The sequence below is a fragment of the Arthrobacter sp. NPDC058097 genome, assembly GCF_042884885.1.
Taxonomy (GTDB): domain Bacteria; phylum Actinomycetota; class Actinomycetes; order Actinomycetales; family Micrococcaceae; genus Arthrobacter.
This window is the reverse complement of sequence record NZ_JBHVSZ010000001.1, coordinates 549,053-569,007: the sequence shown is the minus strand read 5'-3', so window position 1 is coordinate 569,007 and position 19,955 is coordinate 549,053. Positions and strand designations below refer to the sequence as shown.

Here is a 19,955-nt window from a genome sequence, read left to right as displayed (position 1 = left end):
CTTAGATATTGAAGGCGGGCTCGATCACCTTGGAGAAGAAACTCCGGGTGCGTTCTTCCTGCGGGTTGGTGAAAATGTCCTGGGGTTTGCCCTGTTCGACGATCTGGCCCTGGTCCATGAACACCACGGTGTCCGCCACGTCGCGGGCGAAGCCCATCTCGTGCGTGACGATGATCAGGGTGGTCCCGGACTTGGCCAGCTCGCGGATCACGTCCAGCACCTCGTTGACCAGTTCGGGATCAAGGGCGGAGGTGGGCTCGTCGAAGAGCAGGATCTTGGGGTCGAGAGCCAGCGCCCGGGCGATGGCGACGCGCTGCTGCTGGCCGCCGGAGAGCTGGCGGGGGTAGGCGCCGGCGCGGTCCCGCAGGCCCACCCGGTCCAGGAGTTCCAGGCCGCGCTCGCGGGCTTCGGCCTGTGACTTCCCCTGCGCGACGACCGGCGCCTCGGTCACGTTCTCCAGCGCCGTGAGGTGTGGAAACAGGTTGAAGTTCTGGAACACCATCCCGATTTCGGTGCGCTGCTTCAGGATGTCCTTCTCGCGCAGCTCGTGCAGCTTGTTGCCTTTGACCCGGTAGCCCACCAGCTGGCCGTCGATGGCGATGAACCCGGCATCCACCTTCTCCAGGTGGTTGATGGTGCGCAGCAGGGTGGACTTCCCGGAACCCGAAGGACCAACGATGACGGCCACCCCGCCGGGCTCCACCGTCAGTGAAATGCCCTTCAGGACTTCGGTGGGCCCGAACGACTTGCGGACTTTGGTGATCTCCACCAGCCCGCGGGTGGCGGCGGGGGCCTCAAGAGTTGTGCTCATCGGAATCATTTCCTTCCGGTGGTGGTGGCCGTGTCTTTGGCTGTGACGGAGTCTTTGGTGTTAACCGCCGCGTGGGTGGCGAAGAACTTCCGGGCCTTCTGCAGCGGTGTGAGGGGCAGGGTTCGCACGGCGCCCTTGGAGTAGTGGCGCTCAATGTAGTACTGGAACACGCTGAGCACTGAGGTGATCACCACGTACCAGAGCGTGGCCACGAGCAGCAGCGGCAGGACCTGCTGGGTGCGGTTGTAGATGACCTGGACGGTGTAGAAGAGCTCGGAGTAGGCCAGGACGTAGACGATCGAGGTGCCCTTGACCAGGCCGATGATCTCGTTGAAGGCCGTGGGCAGGATGGCGCGCATGGCCTGGGGCAGCACGATCCGGGTGGACCGGCGCCAGCCGGGGATGCCCAGGGCGGCCGCCGCCTCGAGCTGGCCCTGGTCCACGGACAGGATGCCGCCGCGGATGATCTCGGCCGAGTAGGCGGCCTGGTTCAGCGTCAGGCCGAGCACGGCCGCCGCGAACTGGCTGATCAGGGTGGTGGTCTGCGCCTCGAAGAAGCGGATGTCCGTGAACGGGATGCCCAGGCTGATCTTCTCGTAGAGGTAGCCCAGGTTGTACCAGAGGAGCATCTGGACCAGCAGTGGCGTGGACCGGAAGATCCAGGAGAACGTCCAGGACACGGACACAAGCAGCGGCGAGGCGGACAGCCGCATCAGCGCGAGGACGAAGCCCAGGATGAAGCCGAGCGCCCCGGAGATGGCGGTGAGCTTGAGGGTCTCCACCAGGCCGTTCACCACGGACTTGGCGGTGAACCACTGGGCCACCACACCCCATTCCCAGCGCGGGTTGGTGGCCAGCGACCACGCGACGGCGGCCACACCGAGGGCAACGATTACGGTGCCCACCCAGCGCCACGGCCGGCGGGCTGGAACCAGGCGGTAGTCGGCGTAGTCGACGGCGGCACGCAGTTCGGCGGGGCCCGCCGGGGCTCCGGTTACGGACGTCGCGCCGGCGGCCGGTGCATCAGTGGCGGCCTTTGTGTCAGTGGGGGATGGTGCCTCAGTGGGGGACTGGGACGTCCTGGTAGCTGCTGAACTCATGCGCCATCTCGCTTCTTCCGGTTGGTATTTCTGGGGTAGTTGGCTGCAAATCTAGGTGCGCCCGGAAGGTCCGGCAAAGCGCTCCGTTGCATTCGTTCACGCGGCTTAGCGGGGCGTCACAAGACGATTTCTTGCTCTCATTTACGCTCCGTTACGCGAGGTGAACGGCCGTGACAGGGCCCTCGACCGGGGGTTTGTCCAGACCCTAGATTGAGGGCTCGCAGCACCTTCAAACCCAGCCCTTTCCAACCGGCCCTTTCAAGCCAGCCCTTTCTGATCAGGAGTTTCCGATGCCAGCGCAGCACCCATCCGTGGTCTTCATCGGCGGTGGCCCGCGCACGGCCGGAATCCTCGAACGGCTCGCGGCCAACAGGCCCGGCTTCACGGACGGCCACGGGCAGATCCACCGGATGCACATCCACATCGTGGAGCCGTACGAACCCGGTTCCGGCCGGATCTGGCGCTTCAACCAGGAGCCCGGCCTGATGATGAACTCCACAGCGGCGGACGTCACGATGTTCACCGACTCCTCGGTGCTGTGCGAGGGGCCGCCCATCGACGGGCCCGGCCTGGCCGCGTGGGCTGCCGGCGTCCGGGACGGCTCCATCACCGACGTGCCCGCCATGCCGCCGCACCTGCAGGAACAGCTGCGCTCGCTGGCGGGCAGCTCCTTTGCCACCCGGCAGCTGCAGAGCAAGTACCTTGAGTGGTTCTTCCGCCGCGCCGTCCGCGCCCTCGGCAGCGACATCCGCGTCACTGTCCACCGCGACACCGCGCTCAGCGTCGAACCACAGGGCGACGACGGCGGCGGGTACAGCGTGCGGCTGGCCGGCGGCGCTACGCTGCACGCCGACGTCGCGATCACCGCCCTGGGGCACACCGACGCGGAGCCGGACGCCCGCTCCGCCGCCTGGAGCGATTTCGCGGCCCGGCACGGCGGGTTCCACGCGGCACCCAGCTACACCACCGACGTCGACTATTCCCCGATCGCCCCTGGCCAGGACGTCATCGTCTCCGGCATGGGACTGGCCTTCGTGGACCTGCTGGTGCTGCTCACCGAGGGCCGCGGCGGCCGTTTTGAAGAGACCTCCGACGGCGGGCTGCGCTACCTTCCGTCCGGGGCCGAGCCCAGGCTCTGGGCCGGGTCACGCCGCGGCGTGCCGTTCCACTCCAAGATTTCCGTGGCCCTGCGCGGCGAACCGGCGTCGGCGCCCCGGTTCTTCACGGCAGACGCCGTCGGCACGCTCCTGGCGGAGCACACGGAACTGGATTTCCGCGCCCACCTCTGGCCCCTGATCGCAAAGGACGCCGGCTACGGCTACTACCGGGAGCTGTTCACCGGCAGCCCGGAGCGGGTGGCGCTGGGCTGGGATGAGTTTGCTGAGCGGTTTGCCGCCGTGGACTGGTACAGCAGCGCCCGCAGCGAGCTCGTCGCCGCGGCCGTGCCGGACGCGGAGCTGCACCTGGACCTCGAGCGGCTCGACAGGCCGTTCAGCGGGCATCTCTTCTCCGGCCACGACGACGTCCAGGACGCGGTGGCCGCCTACATCGAGCATGACCTCGAGCTGCGGACGGGACCCGACCACCCGGAAACGCTGGCGCTGTTCATGGCCTTGCTGAAGGTGTACATGGAGCTGGGCAGGATCGTTCCGCCCGAACGGCTGAACGCCCGCTCGCAGGAGGACGTGCACGGCTGGTGGCACGGGTTCTTCAGCTTCGTGGATTCCGGCCCGCCGCCCCGCCGGCTGCGCGAAATGCTGGCCGTCCACCGCGCCGGGCTGCTGCACTTCCTGGGGCCGGGGCTTGCCGTTGCCGCCGACGACGCCACCGGCGAGTTCGTGGCGACGTCCGCTCAGTCACCGGTGAGCCTGCGGACGAAGGCCTTCATCGAGGCGCGGCTGCCCGGTCCCGCCGTGGCCCGTTCCGCCAACCCGCTGCTCCGTTCGCTGCACGGCACGGGTCTCGGCGCGGAGCAGCACCTGATCACGTCCGACGGCGGCCACTCCACCGGCCGGCTCCTGGTCACCTCGGGCCACCGGATCGTCGGCCGCAGCGGTGAGGCCCGGAGCGGCCTGTTCGGCGTCGGCCCCGGGACCTCGGGCTGGGGAGCGGGCGCGTTTGCCCGGCCCGGCACCAACGCGGCGCCGTTCCGGGAGAATGACGCCCTCGCGAGAAAAATACTTGAAGCGGTCTCCGGCGCCGGCCGGCCCCGCGCCGCTGCCGCCGCCGGAAAGGCCTGAAAGATGCAACTGGAAGCAACGCCCTCCACCCTCACCGTCCTCGAACTGCCCATGCACGACCCCCGGGTCCGGCCGCTCCTGGACGAGCTCGCCGTCGAGTACGACACCCGCTACGGTGACCTGTTCGGCCGTGGCGGGGCCGCGGAGGAACTGAACAGGTACCCGGCCGAGGAATTCGAGGCGCCGGGCGGGGCCCTGCTGATCATCCAGGAGAACGGCGAGTCAGTGGCCGGAGGGGCTTACCGCCGCTATGACGCCGAAACCGCCGAGTTCAAGCGGATCTGGACGCACTCCGCGCACCGGCGGCGGGGACTGGCCCGCCGGGTGCTCGGGGAACTGGAGCGGCTGGCCGCGGAGCGCGGGTACCGCGGCGTCTACCTCACCACGGGCCCGCGCCAGCCGGAGGCCAAATACCTGTACCTGAACACCGGGTACACGGCCCGGTTCGACCTCGCCGCCGACCCCGAGACCATCGGGCCGCTGGCGTTCACCAAGGACCTGGCCGTCCCGGCGGGGGACCCTGCTTAGGCGGATCTCAGGACCGGGGCGAGGCGCCCAGGTTCACCGGATCTTCATCGGTCAGGTAGGCAAACTCGGAGTGGGCTGCGATGTCGATCCCGCGCAGTTCGTCCTCCTCGTGGATGCGCAGGCCCATGGTCATGTCCACCACCTTGGCGATCACCCAGGTCAGGCCGAAGGAGTAGGCCAGCACGGCAACGGTGGCGATTGACTGGATGCCCAGTTGCCGCATCCCGCCGCCGTACAGCAGGCCGCTGACGCCGTTGGGTGCGCTGCTCGTGGCGAAGATGCCGATCAGCAGGGTACCGATGATGCCGCCCACGAGGTGCACGCCCACCACGTCGAGCGAGTCGTCAAAGCCGAGGCGGAACTTCCATTCGATCGCCAGCGAGCAGACGGCACCGGCGATGGCGCCGATGGCCACAGCACCCAGCGGGCTGACCGCGCCGCAGGCGGGCGTGATGGCCACGAGGGCGGAAACCAGCCCCGAGGCGGCGCCCATGCTGGTGGTGGCGCCGTGCCTGATCCGTTCAACGACGGCCCAGGCGAGCAGGCCCGCGGATGCTGCCACGGCGGTGTTGAGGAACACCACCGACGCCGAATGGCCGGCGGCCAGCGCGGACCCGGCGTTGAACCCGAACCAGCCCACCCAGAGCAGGCCGGCGCCCACGAGCACCAGGGGGCGGCTGTGCGGCTTGGAGTGTTCCATCTTGGGCCAGCCGGAGCTGCGGCCCAGAACCAGGGCCAGGGCCAGGGCGGCGGCGCCGGCGTTCATGTGCACGGCCGTCCCGCCGGCGTAGTCGATGGCCTTGATGCCGTTGGCGATCCAGCCGCCCGTCACAGAGCCGTCCGCGGAGTTGAACGCGAAGACCCAGTGCGCGATGGGGAAGTAGACCAGCGTGGCCCACACGCCGGCGAACACCATCCAGGCGCCGAACTTCATCCGCCCGGCGGCCGCACCGGCAACCAGGGCGGTGGTGACGCAGGCGAAGAACAGCTGGAAGGACGTGAACAGCGCCGCCGGCAGGGCGGCATCGGGATTATCCTGCAGCATTGGCTCGAGGCCCGCGTACTGCGTGACATCCCCGATCAGGCCCAGGCCGTTCACGGAACTGCCAAAGGCCATCGAGTATCCAAACAGTGCCCACAGCACGGCCACGAGGCTGGCCCCGCCGAAGCACATCATCATCATGTTCAGGATCCTGCGCGATCCCACCATGCCTCCGTAGAAGAGAGCCAGGGCGGGAATCATCATGCACACCAGTGCGGAACTTGCGAGGATCCAGGCAACATCTCCAGCGTTCATTTCGAACTCCACTCAGGAAAATCGGTGGGTGGCATTTCTTGCTGAGACCCGGACGAATGCCGTTTGTCCACACAACATAGGACTCCGGAAACTGCCTTGGGTTTCGGGAATGTAAATTGCTTGTAACTGCCGTTGCACGCCCGACACGACGAGGGCGGCCCCCCCAAAAAACAGGGAGCCGCCGTCGTCGGACTTTGAACTGAAAAAGTCTTCCTAATGAGTGGTGCTGTGCGTGGTGTTTCCTGAGGTGTCCACGTCGCCGAGCAAGCCGGGCACGGCTCCGGCCACGCCCAGGGATCCGATGGCGATGGCCCCCACCACGGCCAGCGCGCGGAGGTGGGCCGACGGCGTCGTCCGCCTCTCCGGCTCGCCGGTACCCTTGCGCCTGGCGCGGAACAGGACGACGGCGATCGCCAGGGTCCCGAGCTCAAGGAGGGACGCTGCGATGTCGGCCAGGCCCAACGGTTCGGCCACGTTGGAGTTGGGACCGAACGGCAGCCCGGATGTGCGGGACCAGACCCACAGCGCCAGCGGAACCGCGGAGGCGGCGGCGATGGCAGCGAGGACGTTCTCGCCGGGCCGGCCCAGCAGCAGGGCGGCGCCGGCCGCCTCCGCCATGGCCAGGGTGAGGAAGAACGCGCTGGCCACCACCCAGTGGTTGAGGTGGTCCGGTATGACGGCCAGATGGATGGCGGCGCAGCCGAACAGTGCCACCGCAGCGAGCGTCAGCCTGAGGTCCGTGGGGCCAGTCCGGTCACTGTCGGACCGCGCACGGCGGGGAGCACGCCCGGACGAAGCCTTCGGCCGGCGGCTGACGTCCAGCCGCCCGCCCCGGATCGCCACCGTCCACCCGGTCACCACGAGGTTGGAGACCAGCAGCAGGCCGACGCCGTAGCCGAAGGCGGCCAGTTGGAGTCCCAGCGAGGACTGGTCCAGCTGGTCCACCGACTGCGCGGAGTTCGAATGGTGCAGGTGGCTCATCAGGTCATGCTGGAGGACGTAGTCCCAGGCCTGGCTGGCGGCCAGCGTGAGGGCCCCGGCCAGGGTGCCGGCGGCGGCAATGAGCAGGGCCGTGGTGAAGAAGGCCTTCTTCCCCGCCAGCACCGGCCCGAACCACCGCATGGACAGCGTCACGGCCGCGATGACAGCCAGTACGAACACCGGGAGCAGCACCGTGGACTCCCGGAGCCAGCTGAGGAACGGCTCCTGGGTGCGTTCGATGGCCCCCACGGCGCCCCTGAGCGACACCATCCAGAAGCCGTCGGCGAAGGCCATCATCGCCGCCAGCGGGATGACCGTCAGCCAGGGGACGGCGGGGCGGGCCGGCGCCTCGGCGCCGGTCCCGCTGCTGCTCCAGCTGGCGGTGCCCGCGGGTACCGCTGTCATGGCGTGATCTCCCAGCCGAACATCATGGCGTGGTCCTCGTGCGCCAGGTTGTGGCAGTGGGCCACGTACGGTCCAACGAAGTCGCGGAAGCCGCGGTAGATGATGGTCGACTCGCCGGGATCCAGGGCCACCAGATCCTCACGTGACACGTCGTCGGGATGGCCCTTGTCGCCGCCGCGGGTGACGTCCCTGCCGTTGCGCATCACCACCCGGTGTTCCTCCATGTGCAGGTGGAACGGATGGACCCAGCCGCCGCCCCCGTTGCGGATCTCCCACAGGTTGTAGCTGCCCTTCTTCTGCTGGGCGAGCGGGGAGCGGCCGGCGCGGTTCTTGAGGCTGGTGGCCACCGTGTTCGGCGTGAAGGGCTTGCCGTTGATGAGCCATTCCGTCTCGCCGCCGCCCGAACCGCGCTCCACCTCGAAGATCAGCCGGTTGTCCAGCATGGTCTGCCAGTTGCTGGGCAACGGCGGGAGCTCACGCATCATTCCGGTCGGGATGACGCTGTCATCCGGAGCGTCGTCGCCGATCACGAACTTGAGCACCGGGACCTTGTAGGCGGGGTCGGGCGAGAACCGGGACGAGTTGGTCCACATCCGGCCGTTGGGCATCTTCATCACGTCGGTGAGGTAGATGACGTCGCCCTTGGTCGTGGGGGTGCCGTCCTGGTACTTCGTGAAGTCAATGACCACTTCGCGCCGCTTGGCCGGCCACAGCTCGAAGGAGTCGCGCTTGATCGGGAACGGCAACAGACCGCCGTCGGACGCGATCTGGGTGAACTGCATGCACTGCTGAGCGTCCGGGATGCGGTACTGGCCCTCCAGCTCATCACCCTTGTAACCGAGCGAGACCGAGGTCTTCGGGCCCTTGGTGGAACTCATCAGTTTGAATTCGTAGATCCGGGCGATGGACGCGTCCAGGAAGCGGAAGCGGTACTTGCGGCGCTTCACCTCCATGACCGGGTAGGCCGTGCCGTTCACGGTGAAGATGTCGCCCACGAACCCGTGGTTGGGGAAGTGCTTGTAGAAGGTCTTGCCCCACCACTCGGGGTGCTTGGCCGGGTTCTTGGCGTCCGGGAACTCCTTCTGGACATCGTGGATGTCCTTGTGCATGGTGACGCCGTCGTCGAGCCTGCAGTCGTAGAAGGCCAGCGGGACGTCGTAGTCCACGTCGAAGGAACCGTCCGGGTTGTCCTTGCGGACGCCCGGAAGCCGCAGGCCCTGGCGTTCGTCTCCCATGTCCATGCCGTTCTTCGGGTCATAGATCGGGTAGAGGCCCACCATGCCCTTGTAGACGTTGGAGCCCGTGTGGTCCATCCGGTGGTCGTGGAACCAGAAGAAGCTCTGCTTTTCCCGGTCGTCGCCCCCGGCGGGCCAGTTCAGATACAGGTTGTCGCAGAATGACTTCGGCAGGTAGCCCTCGTACTTGGGTCCGCTCACCATGCTGTAGTGCGGGTTGCCGTCGCTCTCCGGGGCCGTGTGGCCGTTGTGGAGGTGGGTCAGGAAGGACCAGTCCGGCGAGCCGAAGTCCTGGCGGTCCAGGTTCAGCGGGTTCTCGTCCAGGTGGTTCTCGAACCGCACCAGTGCCGGTTTGCCGTACTCGGCGTTGATCATCGGGCCGGGGAAAGTCCCGTTGAAGCCGTAGATGGTGCTCATCGGCAGCGTGCGCTTGGTCCCGGCCGGGTACGTCTTGCGCTTCTCGTCGAAGGAGATCGTCGGGCGGCCGTTCGCGTCGATGGGCAGCACCTGGGAGGTGGTGAATGCGTGCTGCCGCAGCAGGATGTCGATCTTGTACACAAGCGGGTCCGGATAGTTCAGCTTGGAGGGCCAGATTTGGTGCTGCTCGTTCTTGAACGAGCTCTGCTGGCCCTGGCCGGGTCCGGGCGGATCGCTCCACTCGGTGTAGCCCTTGGTGAAGGCGTCCCCCACGGCCGGCGTCGGAGCCAACGCCTTGGGAATGGGCAACTGGTCCGTGAACGGCGTCAGGATCAGCGGGCTGGTGGGGAACGCCTCAATGTAGAACAACAGATCACCGAGGGCGGTGGACGAGGCGCCGAACGCGCCGTCGGGCGAAAGGAGGCCCTTCTGCGCGAGCAGGGGGCCCGCCCAGCCCTGGGCGGCAACGAGGGCCGCGCCGGCGCCTCCGGCCGCGCCGATCCGCAACATGTTGCGGCGGGACACTGTGTTTGCCGGCACTGTGTGTGTCGGCACTTCGTTTGTGGCTACGGTTTCTTCTGACATGGGTATGCGCCTCCTTCGGGGCAAAAAAGATGGCCTGCGGGCCCCGGTATTCGAGCTTTCTCAGGGTCTTTCCCCGGCGGTTTCTGCACCGGGAGATCCTGGCCTTGCGGAAGCCGGCTGCGCTTGTCGTTGCCCCGCGCAACTACAGTGCGGGCAGGGGGTTGGAAAAACATTGGACGAATGCCGTGCATACCCCCTCAATGAGATGGGTATAAGGGGGTGGCCGTTCCAAGGCTACGGCCCAGTAAACAAAAGGAATGGGCCGGAAAACGGCCGTTTTGGTGAAACGATCGATCACTGGCCGGGTGAAACGATCGACCAGGAGCCCGCGCTAGAACAGCGGGGCGAGCCCGTTCCAGCCGGCGCTGATGCGCACGCGGGAGGCGAATTGCCCCGTGCCCAGCCCGGGATAGAGCCACAGGACGCCGGCGGCGTCCCGGGCCAGCAGGTCGGGGTTACGGTCGCCGTTGAAGTCGCCGGGACTCACGACGGCGGTCATGGCGTTCCAGCCGGCGCCCACCCGGACGCGGGGGAGCCAGCCGCCCGTGCCGCTGCCGCGGTACAGCCACAGGACGCCGGTGGCAGCCTCCCGTGCCAGGACGTCGGTGGCGCCGTCGCCGTTCATGTCGCCCGGGCCCACCAGGGCATTGAAGGCATTCCAGCCGGAGCCCACGCGGATCCGCGGCAGGAACGCCCCGCTGCCGTTGCCGCGGTACAGCCAGAGGACGCCGGTGGCAGACTCGCGGGCGAGGATGTCCACGCGCTGGTCACCGTTGAAGTCACCCGGGCCGATGATCGCGCTGAAGCTGTTCCAGCCGGTGCCGAGCCTAATCCGTGGGAGGAACCCGCCGGTACCGTTGCCGCGGTACATCCACAGGTATCCGGTGGCGGCCTCCCTGGCGAAGACGTCCTGCGCGCCGTCGCCGTTGAAATCGCCGGGTGTTTCGAGGGCGCTGAAGCCGTTCCAGCCGGTGCCGATCCGCACGCCGGGCAGCCTGCCGCCGCGGCCGGTCCCCGGGTACAGCCGCAACTCGGCCGTGGCCGTCACGCGGGCCAGGATGTCCGTATTCCAGTCCCCGTTGAAGTCGCCGGTCGACCTGGACAGGGTGGACGCCGGAACGGGCAGGGGAGTGAAGGCGTAGGGGTCGCAGGTCAGGTCGTAGTCCCGGACGTCGTCGTACCACTGCGAGATGTACACGCGGCCGCCGGAGAAGCTGGCCGTGCGGCAGAGGTTCTGGGCTTCGCCGGGGAAGTCGAGCCGGCCCGCGGTGGCCCACACGGGAACGCCGGAGAGGTGCCAGGAGCCGGTGATGCTGGCCCAGCCGGAGGCGAACGAGTACAGGCCATAGGAATAACCGGAATCGCGCAGACCGCGCATCAGGCCCTCCACGATGTACCGGTTTTCGCGCTGCTGCGCTGCGCTCGCGGTGGGCCACGGCTGGGCCGGACGGGGCTCGACGTCGATCCACACCACGCGCGGCGCAAACCGCACCCGTGCGAGGCTGGCAACAGCGAAGCGGGCCTCCGCGTAGCCGACGTTGGAGAGCTGTCCCGCCCGGGTGGCTGCGGACCACGGTCCCTGGGACCGGTAGGTGGCGAGCTGGGCGGCCGTCGGGAAGGCGGCCATCGTGTAGGCCTGCGCCGGCTTGCGGTTGCTGGAAGCCCAGGCCACCTGGCTGGCCAGGCACGGGTTCTCGGTGAAGGGCAGCCCCTTCGTCAGGCCGATCACCACGAACTGGGACGACGCCGGCGGAAGCGGCAGGCCAAAGCCGCCCACCGCCGTCGGGCATTGGGGCCAGGAGATGTCGTGGCCGTTGAGCGATACGGCGCGCGCGGGCGTGGCGCCGGGCAGGTAACTGAGGAGAAGGGCGAGCAGGAGCAGGAAGCCCGTCAGCATGTGCCGTGCGGATAATCGGCCCCCCGAATGATGAACTTTGCCGCCCATCGCCAGCGCTCCTTTGCTCCCATCAGTTTACGTCCGCCCGCGTCCATCCGTGCCGCGCCTATTCGTGTTCAGGGCTGCGGGTCGCGCACAATTACCCCATGGCAAAAAGCAATGCCCGGCAGCCCCGGCTTGAGGATGTGGCGGAGCGCGCGGGAGTCTCGCACCAGACTGTGTCCCGGGTGATCAACAACCATCCCAACGTCAGCAAGGCCACACGCGAACGCGTCGAGGCTGCCATCGCCGAGCTGGGCTACCGGCGCAACACCGCAGCCCGGAGCCTGGTCACGCGCAAGTCGCAGACCATCGGCGTGCTGGGCAGCGAGCTGTCCCAGTATGGTCCCGCCAACACGCTGCTGGGAGTGGAGCAGGCCGCGCGCGACGCCGGCTATTTCGTCAGCATCGCAGCCCTCCGCTCGGTGAGCCGCGAAGCGATCTTCGACGCCATCCGGCACTTCCTGGACCAGTCCGTGGACGGCATCGTGGTGATCGTGCCGCATTCCGAGACGCTCCTGGCCCTGGCCGAGCTGAATCCCGGCGTGCCCGTGGTGGCCGTGGGGTCCCTGGGCAGCGAGGCGGTGAGCGGCGCCATGGTGGACCAGAAGCGCGGGGCCGAGCTCGCCGTCGGGCATTTGATTGAGCAGGGCCACCGCCGGATCGGCCACGTGGCCGGCCCGCAGGACTGGATCGACGCCGTGGCGCGTGCCGAGGGCTGGAGTGCGGCGCTGCGTGAGGCCGGGCTGGACGACAGCCTGGTGGTCGAGGGGGACTGGAGTGCGGGCAGCGGCTATGAGATCGGCCGGAAGCTGGCCGCCGAACGGACCGCCACCGCGCTGTTCGTGGGCAACGACCAGATGTCCCTGGGGTTGCTCCGCGCGTTCAACGAGGCCGGCGTCCGGGTCCCGGAGGACGTCTCCGTGGTGGGCTTCGACGACCAGCCTGAGTCGGGCTACTTCACCCCGCCGCTCACCACAGTGCGCCAGGACTTCGAGGAACTCGGCAGGCGCTGCATGGACCTGATGCTGAGCGCCATTGCGAACGGTGACACAGTGAGCACCACGGTGGTGGCACCCGAGCTCGTGGTCCGCCGGAGCACCGCCGCGCCTGCCTGAGGGACGAATCCCCAAATCACTGATCCGCGGCACTTGACGCCGTAAGTTGTTAGCGCTCACAATAGTTTCAGCCCGATAAGCAGCGGGCCATCATTTGGAGGATTCATGGACGTCACAGCGGACGGCAGCGAAAACTATGTCATCGGGGTGGACTATGGCACCCTGTCCGGCCGGGCCGTGGTTGTGCGGGTCCGGGACGGCAAGGAACTCGGCAGCGGCGTGTTCGACTACCCGCACGCGGTGGTTACCGAAGCGCTTCCCGGAGACGTGGCCGGCAACGGGGCAGCCCGCCTGCCCGGGGAATGGGCCCTGCAGGTGCCTAACGACTACCGCGACGTGCTCCGGCATGCTGTTCCCGCCGCAATCGCTGACGCCGGGATCGACCCGGCCGCCGTCGTCGGGATCGCCACCGACTTCACGGCCTGCACAATGGTGCCCGTCAAGGCCGACGGCACTCCGCTCAACGAGGTGCCGGGCTTCGCGAACCGCCCGCACGCATACGTGAAACTGTGGCGCCACCACGCCGCGCAGGGCCAGGCCGACCGCATCAACGCGCTGGCTGCTGAGCTGGGCGAATCCTGGCTGCCCCGGTACGGCGGGCTGATCTCGTCCGAATGGGAGTTCGCCAAGGGCCTGCAGCTGCTGGAGGAGGACCCCGAGGCCTACGCCGAAATGGACCACTGGGTGGAGGCCGCCGACTGGATCGTCTGGCAGCTCTGCGGAAACTACGTCCGCAACGCCTGCACCGCCGGGTACAAGGGCATCTACCAGGACGGCCGCTACCCGTCCGATGACTTCCTCGCCGCCCTGAACCCGCAGTTCAAGGACTTCGTCAGCGCCAAGCTGGACCACACCATCGGCCGCCTGGGCGACGCCGGCGGCTACCTGACCGCCGAAGCGGCCGCCTGGACCGGGCTGCCGGAGGGCATCGCCGTGGCCGTGGGCAACGTGGACGCGCACGTCACCGCCCCGGCCGCGAAGGCCGTGGAGCCGGGCCAGCTTGTGGCCATCATGGGCACCTCCACCTGCCACGTCATGAACGGCGCCGAGCTCCGTGAGGTGCCGGGCATGTGCGGTGTGGTGGACGGCGGCATTGTGGAGGGGCTCTGGGGCTACGAGGCCGGCCAGTCAGGCGTGGGTGACATCTTCGGCTGGTTTACCAAGTACGGCGTTCCGCCGGAATACCACCAGGCCGCCGCGGAGGCCGGGCGGGGCATCCACGAATACCTGACGGAGCTGGCATCCGGGCAGGCGATCGGTGCGCACGGCCTGATCGCGCTCGACTGGCACTCGGGCAACCGCTCCGTGCTGGTGGACCACGAACTGTCCGGCGTGGTGGTCGGCCAGACGTTGGCTACCCGGCCCGAGGACATCTACCGGGCCCTGCTCGAGGCCACGGCGTTCGGCACCCGCACCATCGTCGAGGCCTTCCGGGACTCGGGCGTGCCGGTGAAGGAGTTTATCGTGGCCGGCGGCCTGCTGAAAAACCGGCTCCTCATGCAGATCTACTCCGACGTGACCGGCCTCCAGCTGTCCACCATCGGCTCCATGCAGGGCCCGGCACTCGGTTCGGCCATCCACGCCGCCGTTGCCGCCGGAAAGTATGCCGACGTCCGGGCCGCCTCCGAGGCGATGGGCGCCGCCCCGGGCGCCGTGTACACCCCCATCCCGGAAAACGTCGCCGCCTACGACGAACTGTTCCGTGAATACCGGACCCTCCACGACTACTTCGGCAGGGGAACCAACGACGTCATGCACCGGCTCAAGGCCATCCAGCGGAACGCCGTTCGGACAGCAAACATCGAATCCCTGACCCCCGAGGAGGTTTCGGCATGAGCGCCCTGCTGGAAACCATTGCCCGCGTCCGCCACGAGGTCTGTGACCTGCACACGGAGCTGACCCGCTATGACCTCGTGGTGTGGACCGCGGGGAACGTGTCCGGCCGGATCCCCGGCTACGACCTCATGGTCATCAAGCCTTCCGGCCTCTCCTACGATGCACTGACCCCCGAAACCATGGTGGTCACCGACCTCTACGGCACCCCGGTCAGCAGCCTGAGCGCCGACGCCGACGGTGCTCCGGCCCAGTGGGAGAACCCGGACCTCACGCCGTCGTCGGACACCGCGGCGCACGCCTACGTCTACCGAAACATGCCCGACGTCGGCGGCGTGGTCCACACCCACTCCACCTACGCCACGGCCTGGGCCGCGCGGGGCGAGCAGATCCCCTGCGTGCTGACCATGATGGGCGACGAGTTCGGCGGCCCCATCCCGGTGGGCCCGTTTGCGCTGATCGGCGACGATTCGATCGGCCGCGGCATCGTGGAGACCCTGCAGGGATCCAACTCGCCCGCCGTGCTGATGCAGAACCATGGCCCGTTCACCATCGGCAAGGACGCCCGCTCCGCTGTTAAGGCCGCCGTGATGTGCGAGGAGGTGGCCCGCACGGTCCACATCTCGCGCCAGCTCGGCGAACCGCTGCCCATCGACCAGGGCCAGATCGAGTCGCTCTACGACCGCTACCAGAACGTGTACGGACGCTAGGTCCGGCACCCGCCCCCAGCAACACCGCCGCGACGCGCGGCCCACGACTTTCAAAGGAGACACCAATGTCCAGCGCCAACAACACTTCCCTCGAGCACTACGAGGTCTGGTTCCTCACCGGCAGCCAGCACCTCTACGGTGAGGATGTGCTGAAGCAGGTGGCGGCCCAGTCGCAGGAGATCGCTGCCGCGCTGAACGAGTCCTCCGATGTCCCGGTCAAGCTCGTCTGGAAGCCCGTGCTGACGGATTCGGACGCGATTCGCCGCACCGCGCTGGAGGCCAACTCGGACGATTCGGTGATCGGCGTGACGGCGTGGATGCACACGTTTTCCCCGGCCAAGATGTGGATCCAGGGCCTGGATCTGCTCCGCAAGCCGCTCCTGCACCTGCACACCCAGGCCAACGTGGAACTGCCCTGGGCGGACATCGACTTTGACTTCATGAACCTGAACCAGGCCGCGCACGGTGACCGAGAGTTCGGCTACATCCAGTCCCGGCTGGGCGTTCCGCGCAAGACCGTCGTGGGCCACGTGTCCAACCCGGAGGTGGCCCGCCAGGTGGGAGTCTGGCAGCGCGCCTCCGCAGGCTGGGCTGCCGTCCGGAACCTGAAGCTGACCCGCTTCGGGGACAACATGCGCAACGTCGCCGTCACCGAGGGCGACAAGACCGAGGCGGAACTGCGCTTTGGCGTCTCGGTCAACACCTGGTCCGTCAACGAGCTCGCCGACGCCGTCCACGGCGCCGCGGAGTCCGACGTCGACACTTTGGTCGCGGAGTACGAACGGCTTTACGAGGTGGCGCCGGAGCTGCGCTCGGGCGGTGCCCGGCACGAGTCCCTGCGCTACAGCGCCCGCATCGAACTCGGGCTGCGCAGCTTCCTCGAGGCCAACGGCTCCGCCGCGTTCACCACCTCTTTCGAGGACCTCGGCGAGCTGCGGCAGCTGCCGGGCATGGCCGTCCAGCGGCTCATGGCCGACGGCTACGGCTTCGGCGCCGAGGGCGACTGGAAGACCGCCATCCTGATCCGTGCGGCCAAGGTCATGGGCGCCGGACTGCCCGGCGGCGCCTCCCTGATGGAGGACTACACCTACCACCTGGTGCCCGGCCAGGAGAGGATCCTGGGCGCGCACATGCTGGAGGTCTGCCCGTCGCTGACCGCCGGCAAGTCGCGGGTCGAGATCCACCCGCTGGGCATCGGCGGCAAGGAGGACCCGGTCCGCATGGTCTTCGACACCGACGCCGGCCCCGGCGTCGTCGTCGCCCTGTCCGACATGCGCGACAGGTTCCGCCTCGTGGCGAACGCCGTGGACGTCGTCGACCTCGACGAGCCGCTGCCCAACCTGCCGGTGGCCCGCGCCCTCTGGGAGCCGAAGCCAGACTTCGCCACCTCCGCCGCTGCCTGGCTGACCGCCGGGGCCGCGCACCACACCGTCCTCTCCACCCAGGTAGGCGTGGACGTGTTCGAGGACTTCGCCGAGATCGCGCAGACCGAGCTGCTCACCATCGACGACGGCACTACGCTCAAGCAGTTCAAGAAGGAACTGGCCTGGAACGCCGCCTACTACCGGCTGGCCGGCAGGCTGTGACCCAGAATAGGGCTGTGACCGAATACAAAATCCAGGCGGGGGAGTACACCGCCACCATCACGGCACAGGCGGGTGCGCTGCGGGAGCTGCGCCACCGGGGCCGGGACCTCATCGTTCCGTTCCCGGAGGGCGGGCCCATTCCCGATTACCGCGGCATCGTCGCGGCGCCCTGGCCCAACCGGATCGCCGACGGCCGGTACACCTTCGACGGGACCGAATACGAGGTGCCGGTCAACGAGACGGACCGCGGCTGTGCACTGCACGGGCTGGTGTTCCCGGTGGACTGGGACCTGGAATCGCAGGACGAGTCCTCGGTGACGCTGTCCTGCACCCCGGAACCGACGGCGGGCTACCCGCACACGTTGCGGATCGGCGTCGAATACCGGCTGTCCGGGGACGGGCTGTACAGCCGGGTCACGGCATCGAACGCTGGCGCCACGGCGGCGCCCTACGGCGTCTGCCCGCACCCCTACCTGGTGGCGGGCCCGGCGCCCCTCGATGAATGGATCCTCGAACTCCCCGCCGGGGAGTTCCTCGAGGTCACCCCGGACCGGCTGCTGCCGAAGGAAAGGCGTACCGTGGAAGGCCACGGGTTTGATTTCCGGACGCCGCGCGCCATTGGCGCCACCGAGATCGACCACGCCTTCACGGACATAGCGTTCGACGGCGGCGGCGGCCAGGCCCGCGTGCTGGTCCGGGATCCGGGTGGTACCGGCGTCGGAATGGCCTGGGACCGCACCTGCCGGTGGCTACAGATCCACACCGCGGACAAGCAGCCGCCGGCCCCCAACCGGCTGGGCCTCGCCGTGGAACCCATGACCTGCCCGCCCGATGCCTTCAACAGCGGCGTGGACCTGATCCGGCTGGAGCCGGGCGCCACGCACGAGGCTTCCTGGAGCATCTTCGCCACATGACCGCAGACCGAATACAGTGACAGCCACCAGCGCGCCACGTCCTCCTGTGATGGAGGACGTGGCGCGCCTTGCTGGCGTCTCCCATCAGACGGTGTCGCGCGTCCTGAACGCGCATCCAAACGTCAGCGCCCGGACCCGCAGGGCGCGGTCAGCATGGCCAGCCTCAGCGAGGTGACGGCCGCCGGCATCCACGAAGCCCTCGAGCATTTCCTGTTGCAGTCCGTCGACGGGATCGTGGTGATCGTCCCGCACGAGACCATGCTGGAATCGCTGCACACCATCGCGCTGTCCGTGCCGCTGGTTGCCGTGGGCTTCGGCGCGGATGAGCACCTGACCGTGGCGGCCGTGAACCAGCGCGTCGGCGCGGCCCTCGCCGTGCAGCACCTCGTGAACCTGGGCCACACTTCGATCGCCCACGTTTCCGGTCCGCAGGACTGGATCGACGCCGCCGCCCGGACCGAGGGCTGGCGCGGTGCCCTTGGCCAGGCCGGACTGCCGGCAGGCGTGCTGATCCAGGGCGACTGGAGCGCCGAAAGCGGCTACCGCGCCGGACTGGAACTGGCCGCTGCCGGTAATGTCACCGCCCTGTTCGCTGCCAACGACCAGATGGCACTGGGGGCACCGCGCGCCTTCAGCGAGGCCGGCCTGCGCGTCCCGGAGGACCTCAGCGTGGTGGGCTTCGACGACCAGCCGGAGGCCGGCTACTTTGTCCCGCCGCTGACCACGGTGAACCAGGGTTTTAAGGAACTCGGTGCGCGCTGCATCCGGATGCTCCTGTCCGACCTGGCCCACGGCCCCTCCGGAGCGGCCTCGGTCCTCAACCCGAAGCTTGTGGTGCGCGGCTCGACGGCGGCGCCGGTGGCACGCCGGTAAGTTCTTCGCAAACAGTACGACGGCGGCCCCGCACCTTTTCGCAAAGGTGCGGGGCCGCCGTCGTGCATTGGCCGTGTTTGCCAGCTAGGCGTTGCTCGATTCGCGGGCGCCGGCGTCTACCGGAGCCTGCGGTGCGGCCGGGGCCTTGGTCTCTTCGGTGGCAGGCGGGGTGGTCCTGAGCTTGAAGCGCTTGGCGATGGAGGATCCGCCGCCGGCGCGGTTCTTGTTGAAGATGTCGAACCCTACGGCAATCAGGAGTACCAGGCCCTTGATCAGCTGCTGGTAGTCGGTGCCGAGGCCGAGGATGGACATGCCGTTGTTGAGGACGCCCATGATGAGGCCGCCGATCATGGCACCGGCCACGGTGCCGATGCCGCCCTGGACCGCCGCGCCGCCGATGAAGGCGGCGGCGATGGAGTCCAGTTCGAAGCCGGTGCCGCCGGCGGGCTGCGCCGAGTTCAGGCGTGCGGTGAAGATGAGGCCGGCCAGTGCGGCGAGGACGCCCATGTTCACGAAGAGCCTGAAGGTCACCGCCTTGGTCTTGATGCCGGAGAGTTCGGCGGCGTGCAGGTTGCCGCCGATGGCGTAGGTGTGCCGGCCGAAGATGCTGTTGTTCATCAGCGCGGAGTAGGCGATGACCAGGGCCGCGAGGACGATCAGCACGATCGGGGTGCCGCGGTAGCTGGCGAGCAGGAACGTGATGACGAGCATCAGCAGGGCGATGAACACGGTCTTCGTGGCGAACCAGGCCATGGGCTCGTTTTCCAGGTTGAACCGGCGGCGGACGCGGCGTTCCTTGATCGACTGGAACAGCAGGGCAGCGGTGCCGCCGACGCCGAGGATCACGGTGAGCCATTCGAGCACGGAGGTGCCGCCGGAGATGTCCGGCAGGAAGCCGCCACCGAGGGCACGCAGCTCGTCCGGGAACGGGGTGATCTGCTGGTTCTTGAGGGTGATCAGGGTCAGGCCGCGGAAGATGAGCATGCCGGCCAGCGTGACGATGAAGGCCGGGATGCCGACGTATGCGATCCAGTAGCCTTGCCACGCACCGACCAGGGCGCCGACGAGGAGGCAGGCCGGAATGGCCGCCCACCAGGCCCAGCCCCAGTGCACGATCATGACGCCGGCGACGGCGCCGATGAACCCGGCAATGGAACCGACGGAGAGGTCGATGTGGCCGGCGATGATGACCATGACCATGCCGATGGCCAGGATGAGGATGTAGCTGTTCTGGACGACGAGGTTGGTGACGTTCTGCGGCTCCAGCAGGATCCCGTCGGTGAGGACCTGGAACAGCAGGACGATCAGGATCAGGGCGACGAAGATGCCGACCTGGCGGAGGCGGCTTGCCAGGAAGCCGAGGGATTCTCGTAGGGCGGACATGTT

14 protein-coding genes and 1 pseudogene are annotated in these 19,955 nt (G+C 68.1%); 8 read left to right on the top strand and 7 right to left on the bottom strand.

All coding sequences use genetic code 11. The features are described from left to right. Window position 1 precedes the first annotated feature (1 nt). Window positions 2-811 carry an amino acid ABC transporter ATP-binding protein gene (locus tag ACFVTE_RS02685; RefSeq protein ID WP_387096462.1) on the bottom strand — a complete coding sequence of 270 codons (810 nt, stop codon included), beginning with the start codon at window positions 809-811 and terminating at the stop codon, window positions 2-4. 5 nt (window positions 812-816) lie between these two features. Continuing rightward, on the bottom strand, window positions 817-1,911 hold the full coding sequence (locus tag ACFVTE_RS02680; RefSeq protein WP_387096459.1) for an amino acid ABC transporter permease: 1,095 nt from the start codon (window positions 1,909-1,911) through the stop codon (window positions 817-819). Between the two features lie 290 nt (window positions 1,912-2,201). On the opposite strand from ACFVTE_RS02680, the gene ACFVTE_RS02675 reads away from it, so the two are divergent. Beyond that, window positions 2,202-4,151, top strand: a complete 1,950-nt coding sequence (locus ACFVTE_RS02675; protein ID WP_387096456.1) for an FAD/NAD(P)-binding protein — start codon at window positions 2,202-2,204, stop codon at window positions 4,149-4,151. Window positions 4,152-4,154: 3 nt separating this feature from the next. Next, complete coding sequence (locus ACFVTE_RS02670) at window positions 4,155-4,679, top strand: GNAT family N-acetyltransferase (protein WP_387096453.1); 525 nt, start codon at window positions 4,155-4,157, stop codon at window positions 4,677-4,679. Between the two features lie 7 nt (window positions 4,680-4,686). Here the strand turns inward: ACFVTE_RS02670 and ACFVTE_RS02665 are convergent, their stop codons facing one another. The 4 genes from ACFVTE_RS02665 to ACFVTE_RS02650 all read right to left on the bottom strand — a co-directional run bounded on the left by ACFVTE_RS02665 (window position 4,687) and on the right by ACFVTE_RS02650 (window position 11,496). Next, complete coding sequence (locus ACFVTE_RS02665) at window positions 4,687-5,976, bottom strand: ammonium transporter (protein ID WP_387096450.1); 1,290 nt, start codon at window positions 5,974-5,976, stop codon at window positions 4,687-4,689. 213 nt (window positions 5,977-6,189) lie between these two features. Further along, complete coding sequence (locus ACFVTE_RS02660; protein WP_387096447.1) at window positions 6,190-7,362, bottom strand: hypothetical protein; 1,173 nt, start codon at window positions 7,360-7,362, stop codon at window positions 6,190-6,192. After that, window positions 7,359-9,599, bottom strand: coding sequence for a multicopper oxidase family protein (locus tag ACFVTE_RS02655; RefSeq protein WP_387096444.1), 2,241 nt, complete (start codon window positions 9,597-9,599; stop codon window positions 7,359-7,361). Before ACFVTE_RS02655 ends, ACFVTE_RS02660 begins: the two co-directional genes overlap by 4 nt. Window positions 9,600-9,930: 331 nt before the next feature. After that, on the bottom strand, window positions 9,931-11,496 hold the full coding sequence (locus tag ACFVTE_RS02650) for an FG-GAP-like repeat-containing protein (protein WP_387096441.1): 1,566 nt from the start codon (window positions 11,494-11,496) through the stop codon (window positions 9,931-9,933). Window positions 11,497-11,642: 146 nt separating this feature from the next. Between ACFVTE_RS02650 and ACFVTE_RS02645 the strand changes: the two genes are divergently transcribed. The 6 genes and pseudogenes from ACFVTE_RS02645 to ACFVTE_RS02620 all read left to right on the top strand — a co-directional run bounded on the left by ACFVTE_RS02645 (window position 11,643) and on the right by ACFVTE_RS02620 (window position 18,569). Continuing rightward, entirely contained in the window at window positions 11,643-12,653 is a 1,011-nt protein-coding gene (locus ACFVTE_RS02645) for a LacI family DNA-binding transcriptional regulator (RefSeq protein ID WP_387096438.1), read from the top strand. Window positions 12,654-12,758: 105 nt separating this feature from the next. Further along, window positions 12,759-14,489 (top strand): ribulokinase, encoded by a 1,731-nt coding sequence (gene araB, locus ACFVTE_RS02640; protein WP_387096435.1) that lies wholly within the window; start codon window positions 12,759-12,761, stop codon window positions 14,487-14,489. Continuing rightward, window positions 14,486-15,196, top strand: coding sequence for an L-ribulose-5-phosphate 4-epimerase (locus tag ACFVTE_RS02635; protein WP_387096432.1), 711 nt, complete (start codon window positions 14,486-14,488; stop codon window positions 15,194-15,196). Before araB ends, ACFVTE_RS02635 begins: the two co-directional genes overlap by 4 nt. A gap of 65 nt (window positions 15,197-15,261) precedes the next feature. Continuing rightward, on the top strand, window positions 15,262-16,782 hold the full coding sequence (araA, locus tag ACFVTE_RS02630; RefSeq protein ID WP_387096429.1) for an L-arabinose isomerase: 1,521 nt from the start codon (window positions 15,262-15,264) through the stop codon (window positions 16,780-16,782). Between the two features lie 14 nt (window positions 16,783-16,796). Next, the gene (locus ACFVTE_RS02625) at window positions 16,797-17,696 is read left to right on the top strand and encodes an aldose 1-epimerase family protein (protein WP_387096426.1); all 900 of its coding nucleotides are present in this window, start codon (window positions 16,797-16,799) and stop codon (window positions 17,694-17,696) included. 49 nt (window positions 17,697-17,745) lie between these two features. Beyond that, a pseudogene (locus ACFVTE_RS02620) lies at window positions 17,746-18,569 on the top strand (substrate-binding domain-containing protein). Window positions 18,570-18,653: 84 nt separating this feature from the next. On the opposite strand, the gene mmsB reads toward ACFVTE_RS02620, so the two are convergent. Continuing rightward, complete coding sequence (gene mmsB / locus ACFVTE_RS02615) at window positions 18,654-19,952, bottom strand: multiple monosaccharide ABC transporter permease (protein WP_387096423.1); 1,299 nt, start codon at window positions 19,950-19,952, stop codon at window positions 18,654-18,656. Window positions 19,953-19,955 lie beyond the last annotated feature (3 nt).